General features: G+C 71.2%; 23 protein-coding genes and 1 riboswitch. Of the genes, 12 read left to right on the forward strand and 11 right to left on the reverse strand.

The genetic code is table 11. The features are described from left to right. Positions 1 to 92 precede the first annotated feature (92 nt). From ACH34T_RS18840 to ACH34T_RS18860, 5 genes are all read left to right on the forward strand, one after another. On the forward strand, positions 93 to 1430 hold the full coding sequence (locus tag ACH34T_RS18840; protein WP_395993455.1) for a UDP-glucose dehydrogenase family protein: 1338 nt from the start codon (positions 93 to 95) through the stop codon (positions 1428 to 1430). Positions 1431 to 1588: 158 nt separating this feature from the next. Next, a riboswitch (guanidine-III (ykkC-III) riboswitch) is annotated at positions 1589 to 1652 on the forward strand. Between the two features lie 33 nt (positions 1653 to 1685). Beyond that, positions 1686 to 2009: a DMT family transporter gene (locus ACH34T_RS18845; RefSeq protein ID WP_395993456.1), complete on the forward strand. Its 324-nt coding sequence runs from the start codon at positions 1686 to 1688 to the stop codon at positions 2007 to 2009. Between the two features lie 154 nt (positions 2010 to 2163). Further along, entirely contained in the window at positions 2164 to 2949 is a 786-nt protein-coding gene (locus ACH34T_RS18850; RefSeq protein WP_395993457.1) for a sporulation protein, read from the forward strand. 74 nt (positions 2950 to 3023) lie between these two features. After that, a complete protein-coding gene (locus ACH34T_RS18855; protein WP_395993458.1) occupies positions 3024 to 4493 on the forward strand; it encodes a hypothetical protein in 1470 nt (489 codons plus the stop codon). 52 nt (positions 4494 to 4545) lie between these two features. Beyond that, positions 4546 to 5292 (forward strand): SDR family oxidoreductase, encoded by a 747-nt coding sequence (locus tag ACH34T_RS18860; RefSeq protein ID WP_395993459.1) that lies wholly within the window; start codon positions 4546 to 4548, stop codon positions 5290 to 5292. Here ACH34T_RS18860 and ACH34T_RS18865 read toward each other — a convergent pair. Further along, positions 5289 to 5933, reverse strand: a complete 645-nt coding sequence (locus ACH34T_RS18865) for a rhomboid family intramembrane serine protease (protein ID WP_395993460.1) — start codon at positions 5931 to 5933, stop codon at positions 5289 to 5291. The two genes, ACH34T_RS18860 and ACH34T_RS18865, sit on opposite strands and share 4 nt — an antisense overlap. Before the next feature lie 84 nt (positions 5934 to 6017). Between ACH34T_RS18865 and sigJ the strand changes: the two genes are divergently transcribed. Then, entirely contained in the window at positions 6018 to 6872 is an 855-nt protein-coding gene (sigJ, locus tag ACH34T_RS18870; protein ID WP_395993461.1) for an RNA polymerase sigma factor SigJ, read from the forward strand. Positions 6873 to 6937: 65 nt separating this feature from the next. Continuing rightward, positions 6938 to 8077: an NAD(P)/FAD-dependent oxidoreductase gene (locus ACH34T_RS18875; protein ID WP_395993462.1), complete on the forward strand. Its 1140-nt coding sequence runs from the start codon at positions 6938 to 6940 to the stop codon at positions 8075 to 8077. Positions 8078 to 8139: 62 nt separating this feature from the next. Here ACH34T_RS18875 and ACH34T_RS18880 read toward each other — a convergent pair whose 3' ends face one another. Further along, positions 8140 to 8469, reverse strand: a complete 330-nt coding sequence (locus ACH34T_RS18880; RefSeq protein ID WP_395993463.1) for a WhiB family transcriptional regulator — start codon at positions 8467 to 8469, stop codon at positions 8140 to 8142. A 156-nt stretch (positions 8470 to 8625) separates the two neighbouring features. Here ACH34T_RS18880 and ACH34T_RS18885 point away from each other — a divergent pair, with 156 nt between their 5' ends. After that, entirely contained in the window at positions 8626 to 9078 is a 453-nt protein-coding gene (locus ACH34T_RS18885) for a GNAT family N-acetyltransferase (RefSeq protein ID WP_395993566.1), read from the forward strand. A gap of 2 nt (positions 9079 to 9080) precedes the next feature. Here the strand turns inward: ACH34T_RS18885 and ACH34T_RS18890 are convergent, their stop codons facing one another. From ACH34T_RS18890 to ACH34T_RS18900, 3 genes are read right to left on the reverse strand one after another with little or no spacing between them, the layout of a single operon-like run. Continuing rightward, entirely contained in the window at positions 9081 to 9716 is a 636-nt protein-coding gene (locus ACH34T_RS18890) for a LysE family translocator (RefSeq protein WP_395993464.1), read from the reverse strand. A gap of 46 nt (positions 9717 to 9762) precedes the next feature. After that, the gene (locus ACH34T_RS18895) at positions 9763 to 10161 is read right to left on the reverse strand and encodes a hypothetical protein (RefSeq protein ID WP_395993465.1); all 399 of its coding nucleotides are present in this window, start codon (positions 10159 to 10161) and stop codon (positions 9763 to 9765) included. Next, positions 10158 to 10412, reverse strand: coding sequence for a hypothetical protein (locus ACH34T_RS18900; RefSeq protein ID WP_395993466.1), 255 nt, complete (start codon positions 10410 to 10412; stop codon positions 10158 to 10160). The genes ACH34T_RS18895 and ACH34T_RS18900 overlap by 4 nt, the downstream gene beginning before the upstream one ends. A gap of 160 nt (positions 10413 to 10572) precedes the next feature. On the opposite strand from ACH34T_RS18900, the gene ACH34T_RS18905 reads away from it, so the two are divergent. After that, positions 10573 to 11382 (forward strand): XRE family transcriptional regulator, encoded by an 810-nt coding sequence (locus ACH34T_RS18905; protein ID WP_395993467.1) that lies wholly within the window; start codon positions 10573 to 10575, stop codon positions 11380 to 11382. A 162-nt stretch (positions 11383 to 11544) separates the two neighbouring features. Here the strand turns inward: ACH34T_RS18905 and ACH34T_RS18910 are convergent, their stop codons facing one another. After that, positions 11545 to 12237 carry an HAD family hydrolase gene (locus ACH34T_RS18910; RefSeq protein WP_395993468.1) on the reverse strand — a complete coding sequence of 231 codons (693 nt, stop codon included), beginning with the start codon at positions 12235 to 12237 and terminating at the stop codon, positions 11545 to 11547. 119 nt (positions 12238 to 12356) lie between these two features. Here ACH34T_RS18910 and ACH34T_RS18915 point away from each other — a divergent pair, with 119 nt between their 5' ends. Continuing rightward, positions 12357 to 13892, forward strand: coding sequence for a CHAD domain-containing protein (locus tag ACH34T_RS18915; RefSeq protein WP_395993469.1), 1536 nt, complete (start codon positions 12357 to 12359; stop codon positions 13890 to 13892). On the opposite strand, the gene ACH34T_RS18920 is transcribed toward ACH34T_RS18915, so the two are convergent. From ACH34T_RS18920 to ACH34T_RS18930, 3 genes are all read right to left on the reverse strand, one after another. After that, the gene (locus tag ACH34T_RS18920; RefSeq protein ID WP_395993470.1) at positions 13889 to 14773 is read right to left on the reverse strand and encodes an NUDIX domain-containing protein; all 885 of its coding nucleotides are present in this window, start codon (positions 14771 to 14773) and stop codon (positions 13889 to 13891) included. The genes ACH34T_RS18915 and ACH34T_RS18920 overlap by 4 nt on opposite strands. A gap of 31 nt (positions 14774 to 14804) precedes the next feature. Further along, on the reverse strand, positions 14805 to 16892 hold the full coding sequence (locus ACH34T_RS18925) for an RNA degradosome polyphosphate kinase (protein ID WP_395993471.1): 2088 nt from the start codon (positions 16890 to 16892) through the stop codon (positions 14805 to 14807). Positions 16893 to 17105: 213 nt separating this feature from the next. Beyond that, positions 17106 to 17672 carry a hypothetical protein gene (locus ACH34T_RS18930; protein ID WP_395993472.1) on the reverse strand — a complete coding sequence of 189 codons (567 nt, stop codon included), beginning with the start codon at positions 17670 to 17672 and terminating at the stop codon, positions 17106 to 17108. A gap of 175 nt (positions 17673 to 17847) precedes the next feature. On the opposite strand from ACH34T_RS18930, the gene ACH34T_RS18935 reads away from it, so the two are divergent. Then, positions 17848 to 19260, forward strand: coding sequence for a pentapeptide repeat-containing protein (locus tag ACH34T_RS18935; RefSeq protein ID WP_395993473.1), 1413 nt, complete (start codon positions 17848 to 17850; stop codon positions 19258 to 19260). Positions 19261 to 19353: 93 nt separating this feature from the next. Then, on the forward strand, positions 19354 to 19656 hold the full coding sequence (locus ACH34T_RS18940) for a hypothetical protein (protein WP_395993474.1): 303 nt from the start codon (positions 19354 to 19356) through the stop codon (positions 19654 to 19656). Positions 19657 to 19749: 93 nt separating this feature from the next. Here ACH34T_RS18940 and ACH34T_RS18945 read toward each other — a convergent pair whose 3' ends face one another. Both ACH34T_RS18945 and ACH34T_RS18950 read right to left on the reverse strand, forming a co-directional pair. Next, the gene (locus tag ACH34T_RS18945; protein ID WP_395993475.1) at positions 19750 to 20946 is read right to left on the reverse strand and encodes a CU044_5270 family protein; all 1197 of its coding nucleotides are present in this window, start codon (positions 20944 to 20946) and stop codon (positions 19750 to 19752) included. Beyond that, positions 20943 to 21524, reverse strand: a complete 582-nt coding sequence (locus ACH34T_RS18950; protein ID WP_395993476.1) for an RNA polymerase sigma factor — start codon at positions 21522 to 21524, stop codon at positions 20943 to 20945. Before ACH34T_RS18950 ends, ACH34T_RS18945 begins: the two co-directional genes overlap by 4 nt. Positions 21525 to 21553: the final 29 nt, after the last annotated feature.

Here is a 21553-nt window from a genome sequence, read left to right on the forward strand (position 1 = left end):
CGCTGGTAACCACCCTGGAACACCCTGCGGGGCTTCGATGGGAAGATCGTGTGCACGATCACACCGCGCAAGGCTCACAAGGGGAGGTGCACATGAATCACAGGGAGGCGGCGGCCCCGAGACTGACCGTCATCGGGACCGGCTACCTCGGCGCCACGCACGCCGTCTGCATGGCCGTGCTCGGCTTCGAGGTCCTCGGCGTGGACGTCGACCGGCACAAGATCGGCAGGCTGGCGTCCGGCGAGGTCCCGTTCTTCGAGCCCGGACTGCCCGAGCTGCTCACCAAGGCGCTCGACTCGGGCCGGCTCCGGTTCACCACCTCCTACGCGGAGGCCGGTGACTTCGGCGACGTCCACTTCCTCTGCGTGGGGACGCCGCAACTCCCCGGGTCGGACGCAGCCGACCTCACCTACGTCGACGCCGCCGTCCGCTCCCTGGCCCCGCTCCTGCGCCGCCGCGCCCTCATCGTCGGGAAGTCGACGGTGCCGGTCGGGACGGCGCGCCGCCTCACCGGCCTCGTCCAGGACCTCGCTCCCGCCGGCGCCGACGTCGAACTCGCCTGGAACCCGGAGTTCCTCCGCGAGGGCTTCGCCGTCGACGACACGATGCGTCCCGACCGGCTCGTGTTCGGCGTCGCGTCCGACTGGGCGTACGAACGGCTGCGGGCCGCGTTCAGGCCCGTCCTCGACCTCGGCACCCCCGTGATCCGCACGGACCTCGCCACCGCCGAGCTCGTCAAGGTCGCCGCCAACTCCTTCCTCGCCACCAAGATCTCCTACATCAACGCGATGGCCGAGGTGTGCGAGGCCGTCGGTGCCGACGTCAAGGACCTCGCCGACTCCCTCGCCCTCGACGACCGGATCGGCGGCCGGTTCCTGCGTCCCGGGCTCGGCTTCGGCGGCGGCTGCCTCCCCAAGGACATCCGCGCGTTCGCGCACCGCGCCGAGGAGATCGGCGTCGGGCAGGCCGTGTCGTTCCTCCGCCAGGTGGACGACATCAACCGGCGCCGCCGCGCCCGCACCGTCGACCTCGTCCGCGAGGTGCTCGGCGGCGACTTCGCGGGCAACCGGATCGCCGTGTGGGGCGCCGCGTTCAAGCCCAACTCCGACGACGTCCGCGACGCTCCCGCGCTGGACGTGGCCCGCACCATGCACGGCCTCGGCGGCGACGTCCGCGTCTACGACCCGGCGGCCCTCGGCAACGCCCGCCGCGTGTTCCCCGAGCTCCGGTACGGCGACAGCGCGTTCGACGTCGCCGGGGACGCCGACGTCGTCGTCCTGGCGACCGAGTGGTCGGACTTCCGGGAGGTGCGGCCCGAGGCGCTCGCGGAGGTCGTCCGGCACAAGCGGATCGTGGACGGACGGCACGCCCTGGACGCCGCGCAGTGGCGCTCTGCGGGCTGGGAGTACCGCGCGCTCGGCAGATCCTGAGCACCCTGCGGCGTCCGCGAGGTCGGCGGACCTGAGCACCCTGCGGCGCTCGCGAGGTCGGCAGATCCTGGGAGCCTGCGGCGCTCGCGAGGTCGGCAGGTCCTGAGCGTCCTGCGGCCGCCGCAGGGAATGCTCCGTGGCACGGGGCCGTTGGGGCTGGTGAGGGCCATCGGTCCCTCCCGGACGAGGTGCGTCGTACCCGGCAGGCGAAGACGACGCGTGACAGCCGTCGTCTCGCCCACCGGGAGGGTGATCATGGCCTGGATCCTCGTCATCGCCGCCGGCCTCTTCGAGGTCGCGATGGCCCTGTGCCTGAAGGGCAGCAGGGGGTTCACCGAACCGCTGCCGTCCATCGGCTTCCTCGTGTTCGCCGTGACCAGCTTCGGCCTGCTCAGCGTGGCCCTGAAGAACCTCGACGTCGGCACCGCCTACGCGGTGTGGGTCGGGATCGGCGCGGTCGGGACCGCGACGCTCGGCATGCTCGTCCTCGGCGACCAGGTCTCCGCGCTGAAGATCGCCGCGCTGGCGTTCATCCTCGTCGGCGTCGTCGGCCTCAACCTCGCGGGCGGCGGCCACTGACGGCCAGAAAGGCCGCGATTCGCAGGTCACGCCCGCGATTCGCAGGTCACGGCGGTCGCGAGGAACGTACTCTCCCGTAACAGCGTCTATGGGACGAGAGTCCCCGGACGGATGGGACAGCGCCCGGTAGTGCGCGAACACGGGAGGACGGACCTTGGTCTTCAAGAAGCTGCGGCAGGCGATGGGCATCGGCGGGCCGTCGATCGAAACGACCCTGCACGACCCGAACACCACGCCCGGCAGCGTGATCACCGGCGAGATCGCCATCATCGGCGGTCAGCACGACTCCGACATCAAGTCGGTGAACCTCGCCCTGCGCACCAGGGTCGAGATCGAGTCGGGGGACAACGAGTACACCTCGAACCTGGAGTACGCCAAGCTGCGCGTGGCCGGCGGCTTCGAGCTGGACGACGGTGCCCGGCACAGCATCCCGTTCCAGTTCAGCATCCCGTGGGAGGCGCCGCTCACCCACATGTACGGGCAGCCGCTGCGCGGTACCACGGTCGGTCTCGCGACCGAGCTGGAGGTCGCGGGCGCGATCGACCCGGGCGACCTCGACCCGATCGCGATCCACCCGCTGCCCGCGCAGGAGCGCCTCCTCGCGGCGTTCTCCAACCTCGGGTTCCAGTTCCGCAACGCCGACTGCGAGAAGGGCCGCATCTGGGGCGTGCACCAGGAGCTGCCGTTCTACCAGGAGATCGAGTTCTTCCCTCCGAGCCGGTACGCGCGCGGCATCAAGCAGCTTGAGGTGACGTTCGTGTCGTACGCGCAGTCGATGGAGGTCGTGCTGGAGCTCGACAAGCGCGGCGGCGCGTTCACCGAGGGGCACGACGCGTTCAGCCGGTTCACGGTCGACTACGCGACCGTCGAGAACACCAACTGGGAGCAGCAGCTCGACGGCTTCCTCCAGGACGCCGGACGCCGCCGCGGCTTCTTCTAGGCCCGTCCAGACGCCCGTGAAATCCCCTCCGCGATCTTGATCGCGGAGGGGATCTCCGTCTAGAAAGAGTGTCCGTGCCCCAGCCCCCCGGACTCAACGACGCCGAACAGCGCCTCTGGGCCGCGTTCCCCACCGGCGCGACGGTCGTGCTCGGCGACGACCGTCCCGCGGGGCCGTTGCCCGAGCGGATGGTGCGCGCCGAGATCATCACCCAGCTGCTGCTGGGCGCGGGCGATTCTCGTCCCGGGTCGGTGGCGGCCGTCCGGCTGCGCGGCGCCTACGTCATCGGACGGCTTGACGTCTCGGGCGGGACGGTCGAGCACGAACTGCTGCTGTCGCATTGCAGGCTCGTCGAGGAGCCCGACTTCTCCAACGCCGAGACCCGCCAGCTGCGGCTCAACAACTGCCGGATGCCGGGCTTCGACGGCGGCGGCCTCCGCGCGGACGGCTTCCTCAGCATGTCCGGGTCGAAGATCGACGGCGAGGTCCGGCTACAGCGCGGGCAGATCAGCGGCGGCCTGCGCCTCAACGGGACGACGATCACCGCGACCGCCCCGGAGAAGTGGGCGCTGTCCGGCGGCTCCCTCGTCGTGGACGTCGGCGCGTTCGTCCGGAACGCGACCATCACCGGCGGCGTGCGGCTCGTCGGGTCCCGGATGAGCGGCGGGCTGTTCATGGAGGGGACGACCCTCGTCAATACCGGCCGGATCGCCCTGGACGGGCAGAACATGGTCGTCGAGGACACCGCCGAGTTCAGCAACGGCTTCACCGCGCTCGGGACCGTCCGGCTGCGCAGCGCCCGCTTCAACGGCATCCTGTCGTTCTCCAGGTCGCGCCTCGACTCGACCGACCCCGAACGGATGGCGCTGCACGCCAGCCACATGCAGGCCGACGAGCTGCTCCTGTGGCCCGTGGAGAGGATCAAGGGCCGGGTGTCGCTGTCGTACTCCCGGATCTCGCAGATCTTGGACAATCCGTCCGTCTGGCCGGACGAGCTGTACCTGAACGGCATGACGTACGAGACGCTGCGCGGCGCCGAGTTCAAGGACCGGCTCAGCTGGGTGTCCCGCGACCCGGAGTTCCATCTCCAGCCGTACGAGCAGCTCGCCGCCTGGTACCACGGCATCGGCCACGACGACCTCGCCCGCAAGGTGCAGCTCGCCAAGCTCCGCGCCCGCCGCCGACGGCTGCACCCGGTCGCGAAGGGCTGGAACCACGTCCTGGACTGGACGGTCGGGTACGGCTACCGCCCCTGGCTGGCGTTCGCCTGGTTCGCGGCCCTCCTCGCCCTCGGGACGACCGTGTTCTCCATCGAGGAGCCGCGTCCGGTCAAGCCGGGGAACGAGCTGCCCGCCTTCCACGCCCTGATCTACACCCTCGACCTGCTGATCCCGCTCGACACGTTCGGGCAGCAGCTGTCGTACGACGCGGTGAGCTGGACCAGGTGGGTGGCGTACGCGCTGGTCACGACCGGCTGGGTACTCGCGACCGCGCTCATCGCGGGCACCGCCCGGGTACTGCGCCCGGCGTCCGGCGCGAACTGATGGGCCGCCCCGGACGTCCACACCCATAGGGGATCCACGAGGATGGGACGTCATGGGCACGTATCTGATCACGGGGGCGACCGGCGGCATCGGGACGGCGGTCGCGGAGCTGCTGCGCGAACGCGGGCACGACCTCGTCCTCACCGCCCGCTCTCCCGAGCGCCTCGGCGAGCTGGCCGGACGGCTGCGCGGCGCCGCGCACGCCCCCACGCAGGTCATCAACCCCAGTGCGGTCGCCGCGGGGCGGCGCGACGCGTCCGTCACCACGATCCCGGTCGACCTGACGGAGCCGCTCCGCATCGAGGCGTCCCTCGCCGTGGCGGGGCTTCCCGCGCGGCTGGACGGCGTCGTCCACGCGGCGGGCATGGTGCATCTCGCGCCGGTCGCCGACATGGAGGCGGACGAGTGGATCCAGCACCTGTCGGTCAACCTGGTGTCCGCGGCGGAGCTGACCCGGTTGCTGCTGCCCGCGCTGCGCGCCGCCGAAGGGCACATCGTCTTCGTCAACTCGACCGCCGGGCTGCGCGCCAACCCGGAATGGTCGGCGTACGCGGCGAGCAAGTTCGGCCTGCGCGCCCTGGCCGATTCGCTACGCGCCGAGGAGCCGTCCTTGCGCGTCACGACCGTCTACCCGGGACGGACGGCCACGGACATGCAGCGCAAGGTGCGCGCCCAGGAAGGCCACCCCTACGCCGAGGACGACTTCGCCGCACCCGCCACGGTGGCTCGCGTACTGGTGTCCGCGTTGGAGACGCCGCGTGACGCCGTAGTCTCCGACGTCACCGTCAGGCCGAACTAGAGCCCGGCACCCGCGCCGGTACCGGCACCGGCGCCCTGGCTGGTGTCGCGGCCGGTGGAGCGCCGCAGGGCCCAGGCGCCCAGCACGCCGCCGATCAGCCCGAACAGGTGCCCCTGCCAGGAGATGCCGGGATCGTTGGGGATGACGCCGAGCAGCATCGTCCCGTAGACGGCGACGACGGCGATCGCGATGCCGATGTCGATCAGCCGCCGCTCGAAGATCCCGCGCCCGACCAGGTAGCCGAAGAAGCCGAAGATCAGGATGCTGGACCCGAGCGTGTTGGCGGAGCTGGTGAACCACACCCCGAGCCCGCCGACCACGATGATGATCAGGCTCGCGACGAGGAACTTCGCGATGCCGCGCGCCGCCGCGATGAATCCGAGCACGAGGAACGGGACCGTGTTCGCCATCAGGTGCCCGAAACCGCCGTGCATGAACGGCGCGGTGAAGATGTCCGGCAGGTCGTTCACGTCCCGCGGCTGGATCCCGAACCGGTCGAACCATCCGTCGCTCGCGTAGTCGAACGTCTCCAGCACCCACATCACCGCGGTCACGGAGCCGATCAGGACCGCGGACGACAGCGCGCGGGCCCCGTGCTTGGCGAGCCCGTCGGAACGTTGCCTCTCGGGGATATAGCTCATGTCAGCCACCGTAAGTCTGGACGCCTCCCTGCGGTCAACGCGCGAAACGTCCGGAACGTGCCACTGCGGTAGGGTCCGGGGATCATGGAGGACTTCGAGTCCTGCCGGGGCCACCTGTGGTCCGTCGCGTACCGGATCCTCGGGTCGGTCGCCGACGCCGACGACGCGCTGCAGGAGACCTGGCTGCGCTGGCGGCAGGCCGACCAGGACGCCGTGCGCTCCCCCCGCGCCTACCTCACGACGACGGTCAGCCGGATCTGCTACGACACGCTGACGTCGGCGCAGGCGCGCAGGGAGGCCTACGTCGGGCAGTGGCTCCCCGAACCCGTGGTCGACGAGCCGGGCCCCGAAGAACGGGTGACGCTGGACGAGTCGGTGAGCCTGGCGCTGCTCGCCGTCCTCGAACGTCTCTCACCGGCCGAGCGGACCGCGTTCGTCCTGCACGACGTGTTCGACATGCCGTTCGGGGAGATCGCGGAGATCGTCGGGCGCAGCGCGGGCGCGGTGAGGCAGCTGGCGTCGCGGGCGCGCGGGCGCGTCCGGGAGTACGGGCCGCGGCGCACGCCTGACCGCGCGGCGCACGTCCAGGCGGTCGAGGCGTTCGCGGCCGCGGCCACCACCGGCGACCTTCCGGCGCTGGTCGCCGTGCTCGACCCCGACGTGGTGTGGCGGGCGGACGGCGGCGGCGTGGTCACCGTGGCCCTGCACCCGATCGCCGGTCCTGACCGCGTCGCCAGGCTCGTCCTGGGGATGGTCGAGCGCTGGTACGCGGGCATGTCCGCCGAGTTCCGCGACGTCAACGGCGCCCCGGGCGTCGTGATCCTGGACGGCGACGGCGCCGTCGACAGCGTGCTCGCGTTCACCGTCGCCGACGGCCGGATCACCGAGGTGGACGTCGTCCGCAACCCGGCCAAGCTCCGCCACGTCACGGTGACGTAGCTCACTCTGACAACCGCGGTCACGGCGCCGTCCCTCTTGCGGCACAACGAAAGCAGGAGGCGGACATGGACATCGTGGTCATCGGAGCCGGGTACGCGGGCCTCACGACGGCGCTGCGGCTGGACCGGGAACACAACATCACCCTCGTCAGCGCCGGAGACCACTTCACCCAGCGGATCAGGCTGCACGAGTTCGCGGCGGGACGGCCCAGCGTGACGGTCCCGCTGGCCGAGCTGACCTGGGGCACGGGCATCGACCTGGTGACGGCCCAGGTGTCCGGCGTGGACCTGGCGTCCCGGCTGGTCCTGACCGGCGACGGCCGGACGATCCCGTACGAAACACTCGTGTACGCCCTCGGCAGCCGCACCGACACAAGCACCCCGGGCGTCGCCGAACACGCCTACACCACGGAGGCGGCGGGCGCTCTGCGGGCGCGCCTGGAGTCCGGCGGCGGCGACTTGGCCGTCGTGGGCGGCGGCCTGACCGGCATCGAGCTCGCCACCGAACTGGCCGAGACCTATCCCGCCTGGCGCGTGTCCCTCGTGACCCGGACCGAGCCCGGCGGAGGGCTCTCCGCCCGCGGACGCGCCCGCGTCGCCAAGGCGATGACCAGGCTCAACATCACCGGGCACCCGAACACGCGCGTCGAAGCCGTCGAACCGGGACGGCTCCGCACCGACCGCGGGGACATCCCGGCGGACGCCGTCGTCTGGGCGGGCTCGTTCACCGTCCCGGCGGTGGCCGCGGAGGCGGGACTCGCCGTCGACGACCGGGGCCGTGCACGCGTGGACGGGACGCTCCGATCGATCTCCCACCCCGACGTCTACGTCGTCGGCGACGCCGCCGCGGTCGAGATCCCCGGCGCCGGAACGTCCCGGATGTCGTGCGCGGTGGGGATGCCGATCGGTGCTCACGCCGCCGACGTCATCAACGCGCGGGCGGCGGGCCGCGAGCCGAAGCCGTTCCGGTTCAGGTACTTCATCCAGTGCGTCAGCCTGGGCCGCCGCGACGGGGTGATCCAGGCGGTCCGGCGGGACGATTCACCGCTCGGCCTGATCCTCGGCGGCCGCACCGCCGCGTTCGTCAAGGAGGCCGTCTGCCGCTTCACGCTGCGCTCCCTGCGCCTGGAGCGCCGCCGTCCCGGCACCTACCTGTGGCCAAAGGGCCGCCGCCTCAAGACGAAGAGCACAGCCGAGGCGGGCTAGGCGGCGGACGCGGACTCAGACCCGGCGGCGGACGCGGCTCGGACGCCTGCGCGGGCGCGTGCCTAGGCGGCGGAGGCGTGTTCGGGCTCGGACGCGTCCCCACGGACGACGATGACGGGGAGGGGGCGCCGCGCGGGGGCGTCGGCCGTCCGGCGGAGGTAGCGGCGCTCCTCGGGCGTCGTCCCGCCCCAGATGCCGTCGGGCTCGCCGACCCGCAGCGCCCACACCAGGCACTCGGCCTGCACCGGGCAGTTCGCGCAGATCGCCTTGGCGGCGTCCTCCTGCGCCTTCAGCACCGCCGCCGAGTAGCCGATCGGGAAGAACAGATCGGGATCGGCGCCGCGGCAGATGGCGTGGTCGCTCCAGTGTTCCTCGTTCTCGTTGTTGTGCATCGGATCTCCCTGCGCGGCGACGAGACCACCGGCAGTTCGGCTCGTCGAGGTGGTCTCCACTCAACGTAGTACTACAACATGTAGTACTACAAGACGTTCGTGAACGTTGCAAGTTAGCGCCCGGATAGCCTGTGAGGCGTGCAGCGTGATCAAGAAGTGACCTTCCGCGAGGCGACGGCGGACGATCTGCCCCAGATCGTCCGACTACTCGCCGACGATCCCCTGGGATCCACCCGCGAAACACCAGGGGACGAGATTCCGGACGCGTACGTCACAGCCTTCACCGCGATCGAGAAAGACCCGAACAACACGCTGATCGTCGCCGAGGTCGCCGGCGAGGTCGCCGGAACGCTGCAGCTGACCTTCATCCCCGGCCTCACCTACACCGGAAGCGAGCGCGCCCAGATCGAAGGCGTCCGCATCGCCGCCTCGCAGCGCGGCCGCGGCCTCGGCCAGCTCATGATCGACTGGGCCATCGACCAGGCCCGCGACCGCGGCTGCCGCGTCGTCCAGCTCACCACCGACCGGCAGCGCCCGGACGCCATCCGCTTTTACCAGAAGATCGGCTTCCGCCCGTCCCACATGGGCATGAAATACCACCTCGCGTAGGTTCAGTGCCGGCCCGTGAGGAGGTTCGCGGCGAAGCCGAGGAACGCGACGCCGCTCACCCGTTCCAGCCAGCGCCGGAAACGGGGGCTCCGCAGCCGCTCCCCCAGCGCCGCGGCGGCTCCGGACACGAACCAGTACCAGAGCGCCAGTTCCACCAGGTCGATCCCGGTGAAGAGCAGCGTCGTCGACCACAGCGGCGCGCCAGGCGGGATGAACTGCGGAATCAGGCTCATGTAGAAGACCCCGGCCTTGGGGTTGAGGAGATTGGTCGCCACCCCGGCCCGGTAGGCCGCCCATCGACCCTGCGTTATCGGGGGTTCGACGTCCACCTGCGCCTGCGGCGACGCGCGGTCACGCCATGAACGCCAGAGGGCGGAGGTCCCGAGCCAGATCAGGTAGACGGCGCCGGCGATGCGCAGGGCGTCGTAGGCGAGCCGGGAGGCGGCCAGGAGCGCGGACAGGCCCGCCGCGGTCGCGATCCCCCACCCCAGACAGCCGGTGAGGATTCCCAGCGCGGCGGCGACCCCGGCCGCCTTGCCGTGGGTGGCCGACGCCCGGAACACCAGAAGAGTGTCCAGGCCCGGCGTGATGTTGATGAGCGCGGCGACGCCGGCGAACAGCAGTGCAGCAGTGATCATTTGTACCGGCCACGCTACGCGCCGCCCTCCCGACGATCAACCGGGTTCACCGGGACCAGGTCCACTCGGCGTTGGGGAACATCCGGTACTTCAGCAGGCGGTCCAGCCGCTCGGCCGCCACCGTGGCATCGCCGCACGGCGACAGGAACCCGCCGCGCCCCTTGCCCGCCTCGAAGTAGCCCCACGTGCCACCCGGCGTCGCCCGCACGGTCACCACGGCGCCGACGTCGTCCGCCGCCCCGCTCGCGTAGACCCACAGCAACGGCACCGGGAACCCGAACTCCGGCTTCTCGTACAGCTCCACGCATCGCCAGCCGTTCGGCTTCAGCGCGACCGACAGCAGTTCCAGGTTCCGCACGGCGATCTCGTCGCCCAGGACCGTCCGCCAGCACAGGACGGTCCGCCATCGTCCGACCACCCGGCGCGCAGCCGCGAGCACCGTCATATCACCCACACCACGCCTCCGGTCCGCGCGTCGCGCCTGCCTTCGACGACCACGCCGAGCTGCAGGTACTCGACCCGACCGCTCATCGAGACCGCGACCCGCCGCACCTCGCCCCGCGTCCCCGGCGCGCCCTCCTCAAGCCCCCGCCGCACATGCCGAATCGCCGCGTCCCGATCCTCGGTCACCCCGCAGGCCCCCTCGGCCACGTCCCACGCATAGAGCGGCGGCCCGCTCGTTCCATTCAGGTTCATGACCAGCCCTTCCGCATGTGGCGAAGCAGTCACCGTCGGTGACAGTTCAGTCGTACGCCGTGCCCGCGGACGCTTGAACGCCGTTCTCGGGACGTCCAGGACGTTTTCGAGCTACCGTGAAAAACGTCCTGACCGTCCCGTGAGAAAGGGTGCCGTTGTGGTGAACGAAGCACTACGACAGGCAATGACCGGTGCGAGACTGACAGAGCAGGAACTCGCCGAAGCATGTCAAGTGGACGTCAAGACAGTGGCCCGGTGGATAGCCGACGAAGGTCGCACGCCGCACCCCCGTCACCGCTGGGCAGCCTCGGACGCGTTGGGAGTTGATGAGGGCATGTTGTGGCCCGATGCCATCCGCAAGAACCTGAAGACCGGACCGGACCGCGAGATCATCGCGGTGTATCCCTACCGGTCCGCCTGCCCCAAATCCGTCTGGCGTCGTCTCATCGGCGACGCGGGCAAGGAACTGACCTTCGCCGGCTACACGAACTACTTCCTGTGGCTGGAGATCCCCAACCTCCGGACCACCCTTCGCCGCAAGGCCGAACGCGGCTGCCGGGTCAGGTTCTTGATCGGGGATCCCGACAGCGACACCACGCGCCACCGCGAGGAACTGGAATCCGTACCGCTGACCGTGAGCACCCGGATCAGGATCACCATGGACGAGCTCTCCAAGATCGCGAACGTATCGGGAGTGGAGGCTCGCTACGGTGACGAGCACATCGCCATGAGCATCTTCGTCTTCGACGACGAGATGCTCGTGACACCGCACCTCGCCTACCTCGTGGGACACGACTCGCCGATGCTCCACATCCAGCGCCAGCAGGAAGACGGCCTGTACGACCGGTTCGCCCACCACGTCGCCGGGCTCTGGGACAGCGGACGCCCCATCGCGGAACTCACCTCCCACACCGGCACAACGTCACCTGATCGAGCGGGCGCGGCTCAGCGCTGGGTCGGAGACCCGTGATGCCCTGGCCAGGGTGGAGCAGCTCGTGGCAACTCCCATGCCCGACCGTCCGGGATCGGCGAGCGGGCCGTTGGCCGGGGCAGGCGCCTTTACTGCTGGATCTGTCCGTGACCGCGACGGCGGCCCGGGTGAGCTATCGCGGCGGGCATGAAGTGGGGTCGGTTAGGCGCGGAGGATGGATTGGACGACTGTGGGGGTGTCGGTGAGGTCTGGGAGGACGACCTCGGCGCCGGAGAGGCGGAGGGTGGAGGCGGGGGTGGCGCCGGTTGCGACGGCGACTACGTGGGCGCCGCCTTCGTGGCCCGCGCGGACGTCGTGCGGGGTGTCGCCGATTAGGACGGTGTTCGATGCGGTGAAGTCCTCGTTGTATTTGGACGTCGCGCGCTGTTGGGCAAGTTTCACCAGGGGTGGGCGTTCGATGCCGTCCATGCCGTAGGCGCCGACTTCGAGGTCGAAGAAGTCGATGAGTGCGAATGCCGTGAGTTTGCACACGGCGATCGGGCGCATGTTTCCGGTGAGGGCCGACTGGATGACGCCGGGGTTGGTGGCCAGGGTCTTCAGGGCGGCGCGGGCGCCGGGCAGGACGTGGCCACGCTCCGCGAATTCGTTTTGACGGACGGTGAATGCGTCCGCGAGGGCATTCGTGAATGACGCCATCAGGTCGCGCGTGGGTTCGATACCGTTGTGGCGGAGGGTCTCGGTGGTGATGGCGAGGTCCGTGCGTCCGGCCATGTCGGCGACCTTCTCGGGCGGACGGCCGATGAGCCGCTGGAACACCGTTCCGTAGATCTCGGAGCTGAGCCCGCCGGCGTTGATGAGGGTGTGGTCGATGTCCCAGAGAACCAGTGTGCGCACCCCACGCATGCTAGGCGGAAGCGGCTGACCACAAGATTTCTGTCGTTGTTCACCTTGGCGTGGAATGCTTGTCAACTGGGTGTGCGCCGCCGTTGCCGACGTCCTTTGAGGAGCTGAGCGTGGCCGAGAGGCATCTGGAGATCGAGCAGAAGTACGACGCCGTCGCCGGTTTCGTCCTGCCGGAGCTGGACGGGCTGCCGGGTGTGGCATCCGTCACGGAGCCCGAGGCCCATGAATTGCACGCCGCGTATTTCGACACCGCCGATCTGCGGCTCGCGGCGCACGGAATCACACTGCGGCGGCGCCGGGGCGGGACGGACGCGGGCTGGCACCTGAAGATGCCCGCCGGGCCGGACAGCAGGCAGGAGTTGCGGGCGCCGCTGGGGCGGCCGCTGGTGGTCCCGGCGCGGCTGGCGGGGCTGGTCGCGGCGTACACGCGGGGCGCTGAGCTGCGTCCGGTCGCGACGCTGGAGACCGCGCGGACGGTGGTCCGGCTGCTCGACGCGGACGGGACGGAGCTGGCGGAGGTCGCCGACGACCTGGTGACGGGCCGCGCCGAACGGGACGGCGAGCGCGAGCCGGATGGGGAGCGGGAGCCGGACGGCGCGCGGGAGCCGGTGCGGTGGCGTGAGGTCGAGGTTGAGCTCGGCGCCGGGCCGCCTGACCTGCTGAAGGCGGCGGGCAAGCGGCTGCGGAAGAGCGGCGCGCGGAAGGCGAAGTCGTCGTCGAAGCTGGGGCGGCTGCTGGGGGACGCGGTCGTGCCGTCGGAGGCCGCGGCGGCGCGGGGCGCGGCGCGGTCGTGGATCGCGGCCGCGACGTGCAACGGGAAGGCCCCGGCGGTGACGACCGGGGAGGTCGTGCTGGCCTATCTCGCGGACCAGGTCACGGCGGTCCTGGCGTTCGACCCGAAGGCGCGGCTGGGCGAGGACGACGCCGTCCACCGGATGCGGGTGGCGGTGCGGCGGTTGCGGAGCGCGCTGCGCAGCTACCGGCCGGTTCTGGACGCGGAGCGGACGGTCCCGCTGGGCCCGGAGCTGCGCTGGCTGGCCGCGGTCCTAGGCGAGGTGCGCGACCGTGAGGTGCTGCGGATGCGTTTCGCGAAGGCGCCGCAGTTCCTGCTGGACGATCTGGAAAGGCAGGAGCGGGCCGCTTATCGGCGACTGAACGCGAACCTCAAAGATGCACGGTATTTCGCTCTGCTCGATGAACTCGACCGGCTGGTGACCGATCCGCCTTTGGCGCGGACCGGCGAGAAGAAGGCGCGCAAGGAATTGCCGATCCTGGTCACGCGGGCGTGGGATCGGATGGCCAAGGATTACGCGTCGATCCAGACGGCGGACGATCCGGCCGTCGCACGGCACGAGACGCGGAAGGCGGCCAAGCGGGCGCGCTACGCGGCGGAGCTGGCGGTTCCGGTGCTGGGTGTGGCGGCGAAGCGGCTGGTCAAGGACGCCAAACGCATCCAGGAGGTCCTCGGCGAGTACCAGGACGGTGTCATCGCCATGGAGCATCTTGAGGCGGCCGCGAAACGCACGCGGGTTCCGGAGGAGGCGTTCACGCTGGGCGTCCTGTACGGGCGGGAGGAATGCGAAGCGCAGGCGGCCAGGGAACGGCTTCCGACCACCTGGTCACAGACGCTGGGGCCGTCCTTCTAGAGGGTGTGGCGTTCCAGTGCCGCCATTGAGTTGTCGGCCAGGTGCGCCACCCAGAATTCCGCCTTGCGCAGGCTCGGGTCGTCAGGGACCTTCTCTCCCATTTCCTTGCACAGGCCGGTGACGAGTTCGGAGACGACCTCGCCGTGGGTGCACACGATGGTCGGGACGCCGTCCGCGATCAGGGACAGGAGCCGTTCGACGGAACGTTCCGGGCTGGTGGCGCCGACGGTGAACGCCGCCTCGGTGGTGATGGACCCGCGGACGAGCCGCGCGTACGGCAGGACGGTCGCCAGGCAGCGCGCCGTCGCGGAGCTGATCAGCCGGGCCGGGCCGTAGGCGTGCAGGAGGCCGGTGAGCCCGGCGGCCTCGGCACGCCCGGCGGCGTCCAGCGGGCGCAGCTCGTCGGCCTCCCGCCAGTCGACCTTCTCCCCGGCCGACGCGTGCCGCAGGATCACGAGCGGCGCGGTGTCCCTGGGGCCGCGCAGGAACTCGCGGAGCAGGTCGACGTCATGGCCGTAGGTCAGCCTGGCCTCGGCCTCGGTGGGCTGGAGCCAGACGAGCTCGTCCACCTCGTGGTTCGCGGTGAACGCGCTCCCGGCGACGGGCCTGGCCGCCCAGTAGTCGACCTGCTTGGTCCGGCCGCGGACGGGATACGTGCTGGCCGGCAGGCGGCGGCCGAGGCGGGGCACGATGCCCGTCTCCTCCTCGGTCTCGCGGACGGCGGCCCGCAGCAGGTGCTCGCCCTTGTCGATCTTCCCCTTGGGGAACGACCAGTCGTCGTAGCGGGGACGGTGGACCACCGCGACCTCGACGCCCTCCCGGCCGGAGGCGTCGCGCCAGAGCAGGGTGCCGGCGGCCCGGACGGCTACCGGCGGCGCCACCCCACACCCCCCGGGGCACACGCACGGGTCGTCATTGGGAATCGACCGTCCTCCACCGGCGGGTCTTCACGAGGTGGGTCTGGATGTCCTGCATGGCCTCGCCCGGGTCGGCCGTGAGCCGCGTCCAGGCGCCGTCGCCGGCGAGGGCCCACGCGTCGGTGCCGTCGTCCATGGCGCGGTCGAGGAGGTCGAGGAGGCCGTCGCGGTGGGCGCGGTCGGTGACGGAGACGAGGGCCTCGACGCGGCGGTCCAGGTTGCGGTGCATGAGGTCGGCGCTGCCGATCCACACCTCGGGCTCGCCGCCGTTCTCGAACGCGAACACCCGGGAGTGCTCAAGGAACCGGCCGAGGACGCTCCGCACCCTGATCACGTCCGACAGTCCGGGCACGCCGGGACGCAGCGCGCAGATGCCGCGGACCCAGACGTCCACCGGCACCCCGGCGCGCGACGCCCGGTACAGCGCGTCGATGATCACCTCGTCGACGAGGGAGTTGCACTTGATCCGGATGCGGGCGGGATGCCCGGCCCGGCGGTTCTCGATCTCGTGCTCGATCCGCTGGACGAGCCCGGACCGCAGGCTGTTCGGCGCGACCAGCAGCCGGTGGTAGGAGCCCTGCCGGGAGTAGCCGGTGAGGTGGTTGAACAGGGCGCTGACGTCCTCGCCGACCTCCGGGTTGGCGGTGAGCAGGCCGAAGTCCTCGTACAGGCGGGCGGTCTTCGGGTGGTAGTTGCCGGTGCCGATGTGGCAGTAGCGCCGTAGCTGGCCCTCCGCGTCCTGCCGGACGATCAGCGCCAGCTTGCAGTGCGTCTTCAGCCCGACGAACCCGTACACGACGTGGCAGCCGGCCGTCTCCAGCTTCCGCGCCCACGCGATGTTGGCGCGCTCGTCGAAGCGGGCCTTCAGCTCGACGACGACCACGACCTGCTTGCCCGCCTCGGCGGCGGCCATCAGCGCGTCGACGATCGGGGAGTCGCCGCTCGTCCGGTACAGCGTCTGCTTGATCGCGAGGACGCGCGGGTCGGTCGCGGCGTCCTCGATCAGCCGCTGGACGGTCGTGGTGAACGAGTCGTAGGGGTGGTGGAGGAGCACGTCCCGTTCACGGATGGCGCTGAAGATGCTCGCATCCGCCGGCAGTGCCTCCTTGGACGGGACGAAAGGGGGATATTTCAGCTCCGGCCGGTCGAGGTCGGCGATGGACGCGAGTCCGCCGAGATCGAGCGGGCCGACGACGCTGTAGATCTGGCCCTCGTCCACGGCCAGCTCGGTGGTCAGCAGTTCGAGCACGCCGCTGGAGATCGACTCCTCGACCTCAAGCCGGACGACCGGGCCGAACCGGCGGCGCAGCAGTTCCCGTTCGAGGGCCTGGAGGAGGCCCTCGCTGATGTCGTCGTCGATCTCCAGGTCCTGGTTGCGGGTGACGCGGAACGCGTGGTGCTCGACGACCTCCATCCCGGTGAACAGCTGGCCGAGGTGGGCGGCGATGACGTCCTCCAGCGGCGTGAACCGGTCCGGGGACGCCTCGATGAACCGGGGCAGCAGCGGGGGGACCTTGACGCGCGCGAACAGCGTGGCGTCCGTCTCCGGGTCGCGGACGATCACCGCGAGGTTGAGCGAGAGGCCCGAGATGTACGGGAACGGGTGCGCGGAGTCGACGACGAGCGGGGTGAGGACGGGGTAGATCCGGTCGCGGAACAGCCGCCGCAGCCGCTCCTGCTCGGTCTCGGCCAGCTCGTCCCAGCGCAGGATGTCGATGCCCTCGTCGCTGAGCGCGGGCCGGAGGTCGTCGCGGAAGCAGGCGGCGTGCCGGTCCATCAGCTCGTGCGCGACCTCGCCGGTGCGTTCGAGCACCTCGCGGGGCTGCCGGCCGCTGGCGGACTGGACGGCGAGCCCGGTCGCCATCCGGCGGGCGAGGCCCGCGACGCGGACCATGAAGAACTCGTCCAGGTTGCTGGTGAAGATCGACAGGAACCGGACGCGTTCGAGCAGCGGCAGTGCCGGATCCTCGGCCAGCTCCAGGACGCGCTGATTGAACCGGAGCCAGCTCTCCTCGCGATCGAGGAAGCGGTCCTCCGGCAACGCCTCGGCATGATGAGGGATATGTCCTGGATTGACGGTCATGCGGTGATTTTCCCTGAGCAAAGTGAACGACAGTAGAACTCGGTCGATTAGCTGAAGTATCAGACACTCCGATGATCCCCCTGGTTCCCGGGGTCATAACACGGACCGCCCGACCCCCTGAGCAGCCTGGCTACCTACCGGACGGCCTCGGCTACGTACCGGGGGCCACGGCTACGTTCCGGGACGCCTTGGCTACGTTCCTGACGGCCTCGGCTACGTTCCGGAGTGGCCGGTGACCAAGCGGTGGCCCAGGTGGCGCTTCAGGTCGTCGACGAACGTCTGGGTGAGCGGCGGCCAGTTCCAGAAGCGCAGGCCCAGCTGGGCGAACGCGCAGGGCACGGGCCATTGCCAGGCGTTGAGGGCCGTCCGGGCGGTGCAGCGGGCGCAGACCAGCGAGTCCGGGCCGCCCTCCAGCCACTCCTCCACCTCGGGCAGGACGGTCTCGAACGGCAGCCACGCGGCGCAGTGCGGGCAGGTCACGCGGTCGTCCTCGCGGATGTTGCCGTAGAAGGCGGTCCGGCCGACGTCGACCTCCAGGCCGTTCGGCCACACGTCGGGGAATCCGCCAAGGGCGGCGGGGTCGACAGGGTCGGCGGTCACGATCGTCGAGGCGCAGGGGCCCGGAGCGTACCCGCCGGGGACGTCGCCGAGCACGCAGTCGGTCCGTTCGGCGACCACCACCCCGGCGCCGACGAGCCGGCCGAGGACAGCGCGGGCTAGGTCGGGCGCGTCTCCGGGATGGGCGTCCACGTCCGCGACCCACCGGCTCCGCTCCCCCACAGGCCCTCACACTACGCCGCACAAGGTGGCCGTGGGGGAGCACCGAACTCTCTACGAAGAGGGCTTCACTGTGGGAGGCACCGTTGGTAGACCGAGAACCGTGACCCATCAGGAGCCTTTTCCGCAGTCCACTACCACGGTGTTCTGGCCGCGATGCTCAGCCGTCCACGGATGCATGGGACGCGCCGTCGATGGGTCGGGCGGTTGTCCCGCCCATCTGTCGCCAGACGACTTCGGACGGTTCGTGGACTCGCTCCGTCCGGGCGCAGACGTCGACCTGCGCGGCGTCACCGTCCCTGCGTGGCTGCTGGACGCCGTGTTGGACGCCCTGACCGGCCCCGACGGGCGACCCCACCTGGGCCGTACCCGCTTCGACCGCGCGGTGCTCCCGTCGGACGCGGCACTGCGCGGCTTCTGCGTGGAAGGCGACAGCTCGTTCGACGGCGCCTGCTTCCTCGGCGGCGCCTCGTTCTACGACGCGCGGTTCTTCGGCAACGTCTCGTTCCGCGGAGCGCGCTTCGGACGCAACGTCTCCTTCCACGCGGCACGCTTCCACCGGCACGCGTCCTTTGAGGAGGCCGTCTTCGCCGAGGACGCGCTGTTCGGGGAGGCGGGCTGGCTCGCCGACGCCTCGTTCCGGCACACGGTGTTCATGGGCGCGGCCTGCTTCGACCGCGCCAGGTTCGGACGGGACGCGGCGATGCAGGCGGCGTGCTTCGGCGGGGCGGTCTCGTTCAAACGCGTCCAGGTCACCCGGCACGCCCGGTTCGAGCGGACGAAGTTCCGCTGCGGCGCGTGGCTCGGGCCGCTGGTCGCGGGCGGCCGGATCGGGCTCGCGGACTCCACCGCGCACGGCGGGCTCCGCGTCCACGCGGCGGCGCGGTACGTCACCGCGCGGGGGGCGACCGTCCACGGGGAGGCCGATTTCCGGCTGCGGCACACCGAGCTCGACCTGGAGGACGCCGACTTCGACGGGACGCTGTGCATCCGCTCCCTGGCGCATCGCATCCAGGGGCTCGCCGAGCCGTCCTGGCCGGGACGGGGATCCGTCCGGCTGACGTCGCTGCGCCGGGTCGACGCGAAGCGGATCCAGCTGATCGACGTCGACCTGAGCGGCTGCGGATTCCTCGGCCTGCGGCGCCCGGACACGCTGCGCATCACCGGCGACTGCACGTTCGCGACGGCGCCCCGCCGCCGGTCGTGGGCGCGCCGCGGCCCGGGACGCGCCGTCCTCGCCGACGACCTCGACCACGCCGCCGCCGACACGGGCACGGCCCGCGGTGACGACCCGCTGGCCGCGCTGTACTGCGACCTGGCCCGCGCCAGCGCCGACTCCGGCCACCGCCGCCTCGCCAGGGACTTCCGCTACAGCGCGCTGGAGAGGCGCCGTCGCAGCGAACCGGCGCCGTGGCGGCGCTGGGGCCTGCACCTGCTCTGGATCACCTGCGGTTACGGCCTCAAGGGGGGCCGCGCCGTCGCCTGGCTCGCCATCATCGTCGCGCTCGTCTGCTCCGGCGCGACGCTCCTGCACCACGACAATCGCCATGAAGCCGTCCGCGTGATCCACCTGGACGGCGACAACACATAACCGCCTCGTGATCTGGCGGCGACGCCGTCCGAAGGGCCCCGGCAAAAGGGCGGCGTCCCCGTTTTGTCAGACCCTTGGGTAATCATTCTTGTTATGAGCAGAGACACCCATCCGGGGGTGCAGTGCCCGCACTGCCAATCGCATCTCGCGCTCGTCCCCGTGCCCGGAAACTCCGCCGCCGCACCGGTTCCCGTCCTGCCGCCCGTCCTCAAGGAGGAATGGCAGCCGCCGCCCGTCGCCGAAGTCCTCGCGGTTTACGCCGGACGCGCCAAGGACTCCGCGACCGCCAGCCGCGGCGCCGCCAAGGTCAGGGATAGCCTCAACCGTGCCAGGGCTGCCGCCGCGCAGCGCAGGGCCGCTCAGAAAACCGCCCGCCGAACTCCCAAAAGCGCCTGATCACATATAGACCACTAACGCCCGCGGTAGCGAAGCGCTCACAGAAGGGACGGCGCTGACCTGCGTGCGCCGTCCCTTCCGGTCGGGGTCTTCTCAGCGCGGGGGCGTGTCCGTCCATTCCGCCGTGAGGGCGACCTCGGAGCTCATCGTCCGCCCGGCGGGGACGTCCGAGCCGGGCGCGGGCCTCAGCATGACGGTGCCGCCGGCCAGCGCCGCCCCGGTGGTCAGATCGATGATCATCTGGTCGCGGATCACGCCGCCGGGCGTCTTCTTGTCCACGGCGATGGCGGCGCCGGTCCGGCCCTGCGGGTCCTTGATCTGACCGATCGACTTCACCGCCGGGAGCCCGGCCAGCATCCGGAATCCGGCCGCCCGCACCTCGGGCCGCACGGGCATGGCCAGCACCATTCCGCGTGTCACCTCGTAGAGCCAGTCGCCGGCGTCCATCGGCCGGTCGGACTCGGTGTCGTGCCCCTCGTACCACCGCATCAGCTCGGCCTTGAGCCGCTTCGGGTCGGACGGCAGCGCCCGCAGCTGCTTCATCGTCACGTTCCGGCCGAGCCAGAACACCGTGTCGCCGCCGGTCAGCGGCGAGGCCCAGGACTGCGGCGACGCGGGCGCGAGCTTCCATCGAGCCGGCTTGGTGATCTTGCTGCCCGGGCCGATGGGCACCCTGACCTCGAACGTGTCCGGCGACCCGGCGCGGCGCCAGGCGGCCTCGTCCGCGGGCGTGGTGGGCTTCGCCCCGAGGTACTGGTCGCGTCCGTGCACCTTGCCGTTCGGGCGGCTCGGCGTCCAGGCCTCGTACTTGCTCCTGGCCGTGACGCTGTAGCGGGCCCCGGCCTTCCCCACCGTGTGCGTGCTGGATCCGATCGACACCGTGTGCCAGTAGGCGCGCATCGTGTCGGGCCGTCCGTCCGCCTTCTGCGCGGCGGTGAGCAGGACGGTCTTCGCGTCGAGCGTCCACTCGGTGTCGCCGCCGGCGCGGGGCGGCTCCGGCCCGTCCTCGCCGGACGGGACGAGCACCACCGCGGCCAGCGCCCCGGCCGCCACCGTCCCCGCGAGCCCGGCGCCCCACACCGGACGGAAGCGCCGCCTCCGCGCCGGCACCGACACGGGCACCGGCACGGGCGGCAGCATGGGCGGCGACACGGGCGGCGACACGGGCGGCTCGGGCGCGGTGGCCATGGCGCGCGCCAGTTCCGCTCGGCGGACGTGCTCGTCGACGGGCGCGTCGGGGTCGTATTCGGCGGGCCGGGCGTCCCGCAGGGTCCGCAGCACGTCGTTCATGACATCTCCTCAGTGATGGTCTTCACCTGCCGGCGCGTCCCCGCCGGGCTCGCCTTCGCCGCCTGCCCCGCGGCCGGAGGCGGTTCGGCGCTCTCCGCGGCGCTGGCGAGGCGGCGTCGCGCGCGGTGCAGGCGCACCCGCAGGGCCGCGGGCGAGCAGCCGACGACGCGGGCGGCGTCGCGCGGCGTCAGCCCCTGCCAGGCGACGAGGATCAGGATCTCCCTGTCGCCGTCCGGCAGCGCCGCCATCGCGCGGAGGACGGCGAGGCGTTCCGCCACGTCCTCGGCGATGTCGCCGGCGGGACGCGCCGTCCACCGCGCCAGTTCGGTGGCGAACGACTCGCGCCGCACCTCCGCGCGGTGTCCGCCGCGCAGCACGTTCCGCGCGACGCCCAGCAGCCACGGCAGCGCCGGGTCGGGGACGTCGGCGAGCCGCCGCCACGCGACGGCGAACGTCTCGCTCACCACCTCGTCCGCGACCTGCCGTCCGGCGCGGCTGGCGGCGTACGCCCACACGCGCTGGCGGCACTCGTCGTAGATCGCGGTGAAGCGTCGTTCGTCGTGAGCCTCGTCTGCCACCGCCTGCTTCTCCGTCCGTCCGGGGTCCG

This window comes from Actinomadura sp. 9N215 (genome assembly GCF_044326345.1).
In the GTDB taxonomy this organism is placed as follows: domain Bacteria; phylum Actinomycetota; class Actinomycetes; order Streptosporangiales; family Streptosporangiaceae; genus Spirillospora.

Excerpts from the sequence above, each read along its gene's own strand:
- ACH34T_RS18840 (WP_395993455.1), top strand. The coding sequence starts at position 93 with ATGAATCACAGGGAGGCGGCGGCCCCGAGACTGACCGTCATCGGGACC.
- ACH34T_RS18845 (WP_395993456.1), top strand. The coding sequence starts at position 1,686 with ATGGCCTGGATCCTCGTCATCGCCGCCGGCCTCTTCGAGGTCGCGATG.
- ACH34T_RS18860 (WP_395993459.1), top strand. The coding sequence starts at position 4,546 with ATGGGCACGTATCTGATCACGGGGGCGACCGGCGGCATCGGGACGGCG.
- ACH34T_RS18865 (WP_395993460.1), bottom strand. The coding sequence starts at position 5,933 with ATGAGCTATATCCCCGAGAGGCAACGTTCCGACGGGCTCGCCAAGCAC.
- sigJ (WP_395993461.1), top strand. The coding sequence starts at position 6,018 with ATGGAGGACTTCGAGTCCTGCCGGGGCCACCTGTGGTCCGTCGCGTAC.
- ACH34T_RS18875 (WP_395993462.1), top strand. The coding sequence starts at position 6,938 with ATGGACATCGTGGTCATCGGAGCCGGGTACGCGGGCCTCACGACGGCG.
- ACH34T_RS18880 (WP_395993463.1), bottom strand. The coding sequence starts at position 8,469 with ATGCACAACAACGAGAACGAGGAACACTGGAGCGACCACGCCATCTGC.
- ACH34T_RS18890 (WP_395993464.1), bottom strand. The coding sequence starts at position 9,716 with ATGATCACTGCTGCACTGCTGTTCGCCGGCGTCGCCGCGCTCATCAAC.
- ACH34T_RS18895 (WP_395993465.1), bottom strand. The coding sequence starts at position 10,161 with ATGACGGTGCTCGCGGCTGCGCGCCGGGTGGTCGGACGATGGCGGACC.
- ACH34T_RS18900 (WP_395993466.1), bottom strand. The coding sequence starts at position 10,412 with ATGAACCTGAATGGAACGAGCGGGCCGCCGCTCTATGCGTGGGACGTG.
- ACH34T_RS18925 (WP_395993471.1), bottom strand. The coding sequence starts at position 16,892 with ATGACCGTCAATCCAGGACATATCCCTCATCATGCCGAGGCGTTGCCG.
- ACH34T_RS18935 (WP_395993473.1), top strand. The coding sequence starts at position 17,848 with ATGGGACGCGCCGTCGATGGGTCGGGCGGTTGTCCCGCCCATCTGTCG.
- ACH34T_RS18940 (WP_395993474.1), top strand. The coding sequence starts at position 19,354 with ATGAGCAGAGACACCCATCCGGGGGTGCAGTGCCCGCACTGCCAATCG.
- ACH34T_RS18945 (WP_395993475.1), bottom strand. The coding sequence starts at position 20,946 with ATGAACGACGTGCTGCGGACCCTGCGGGACGCCCGGCCCGCCGAATAC.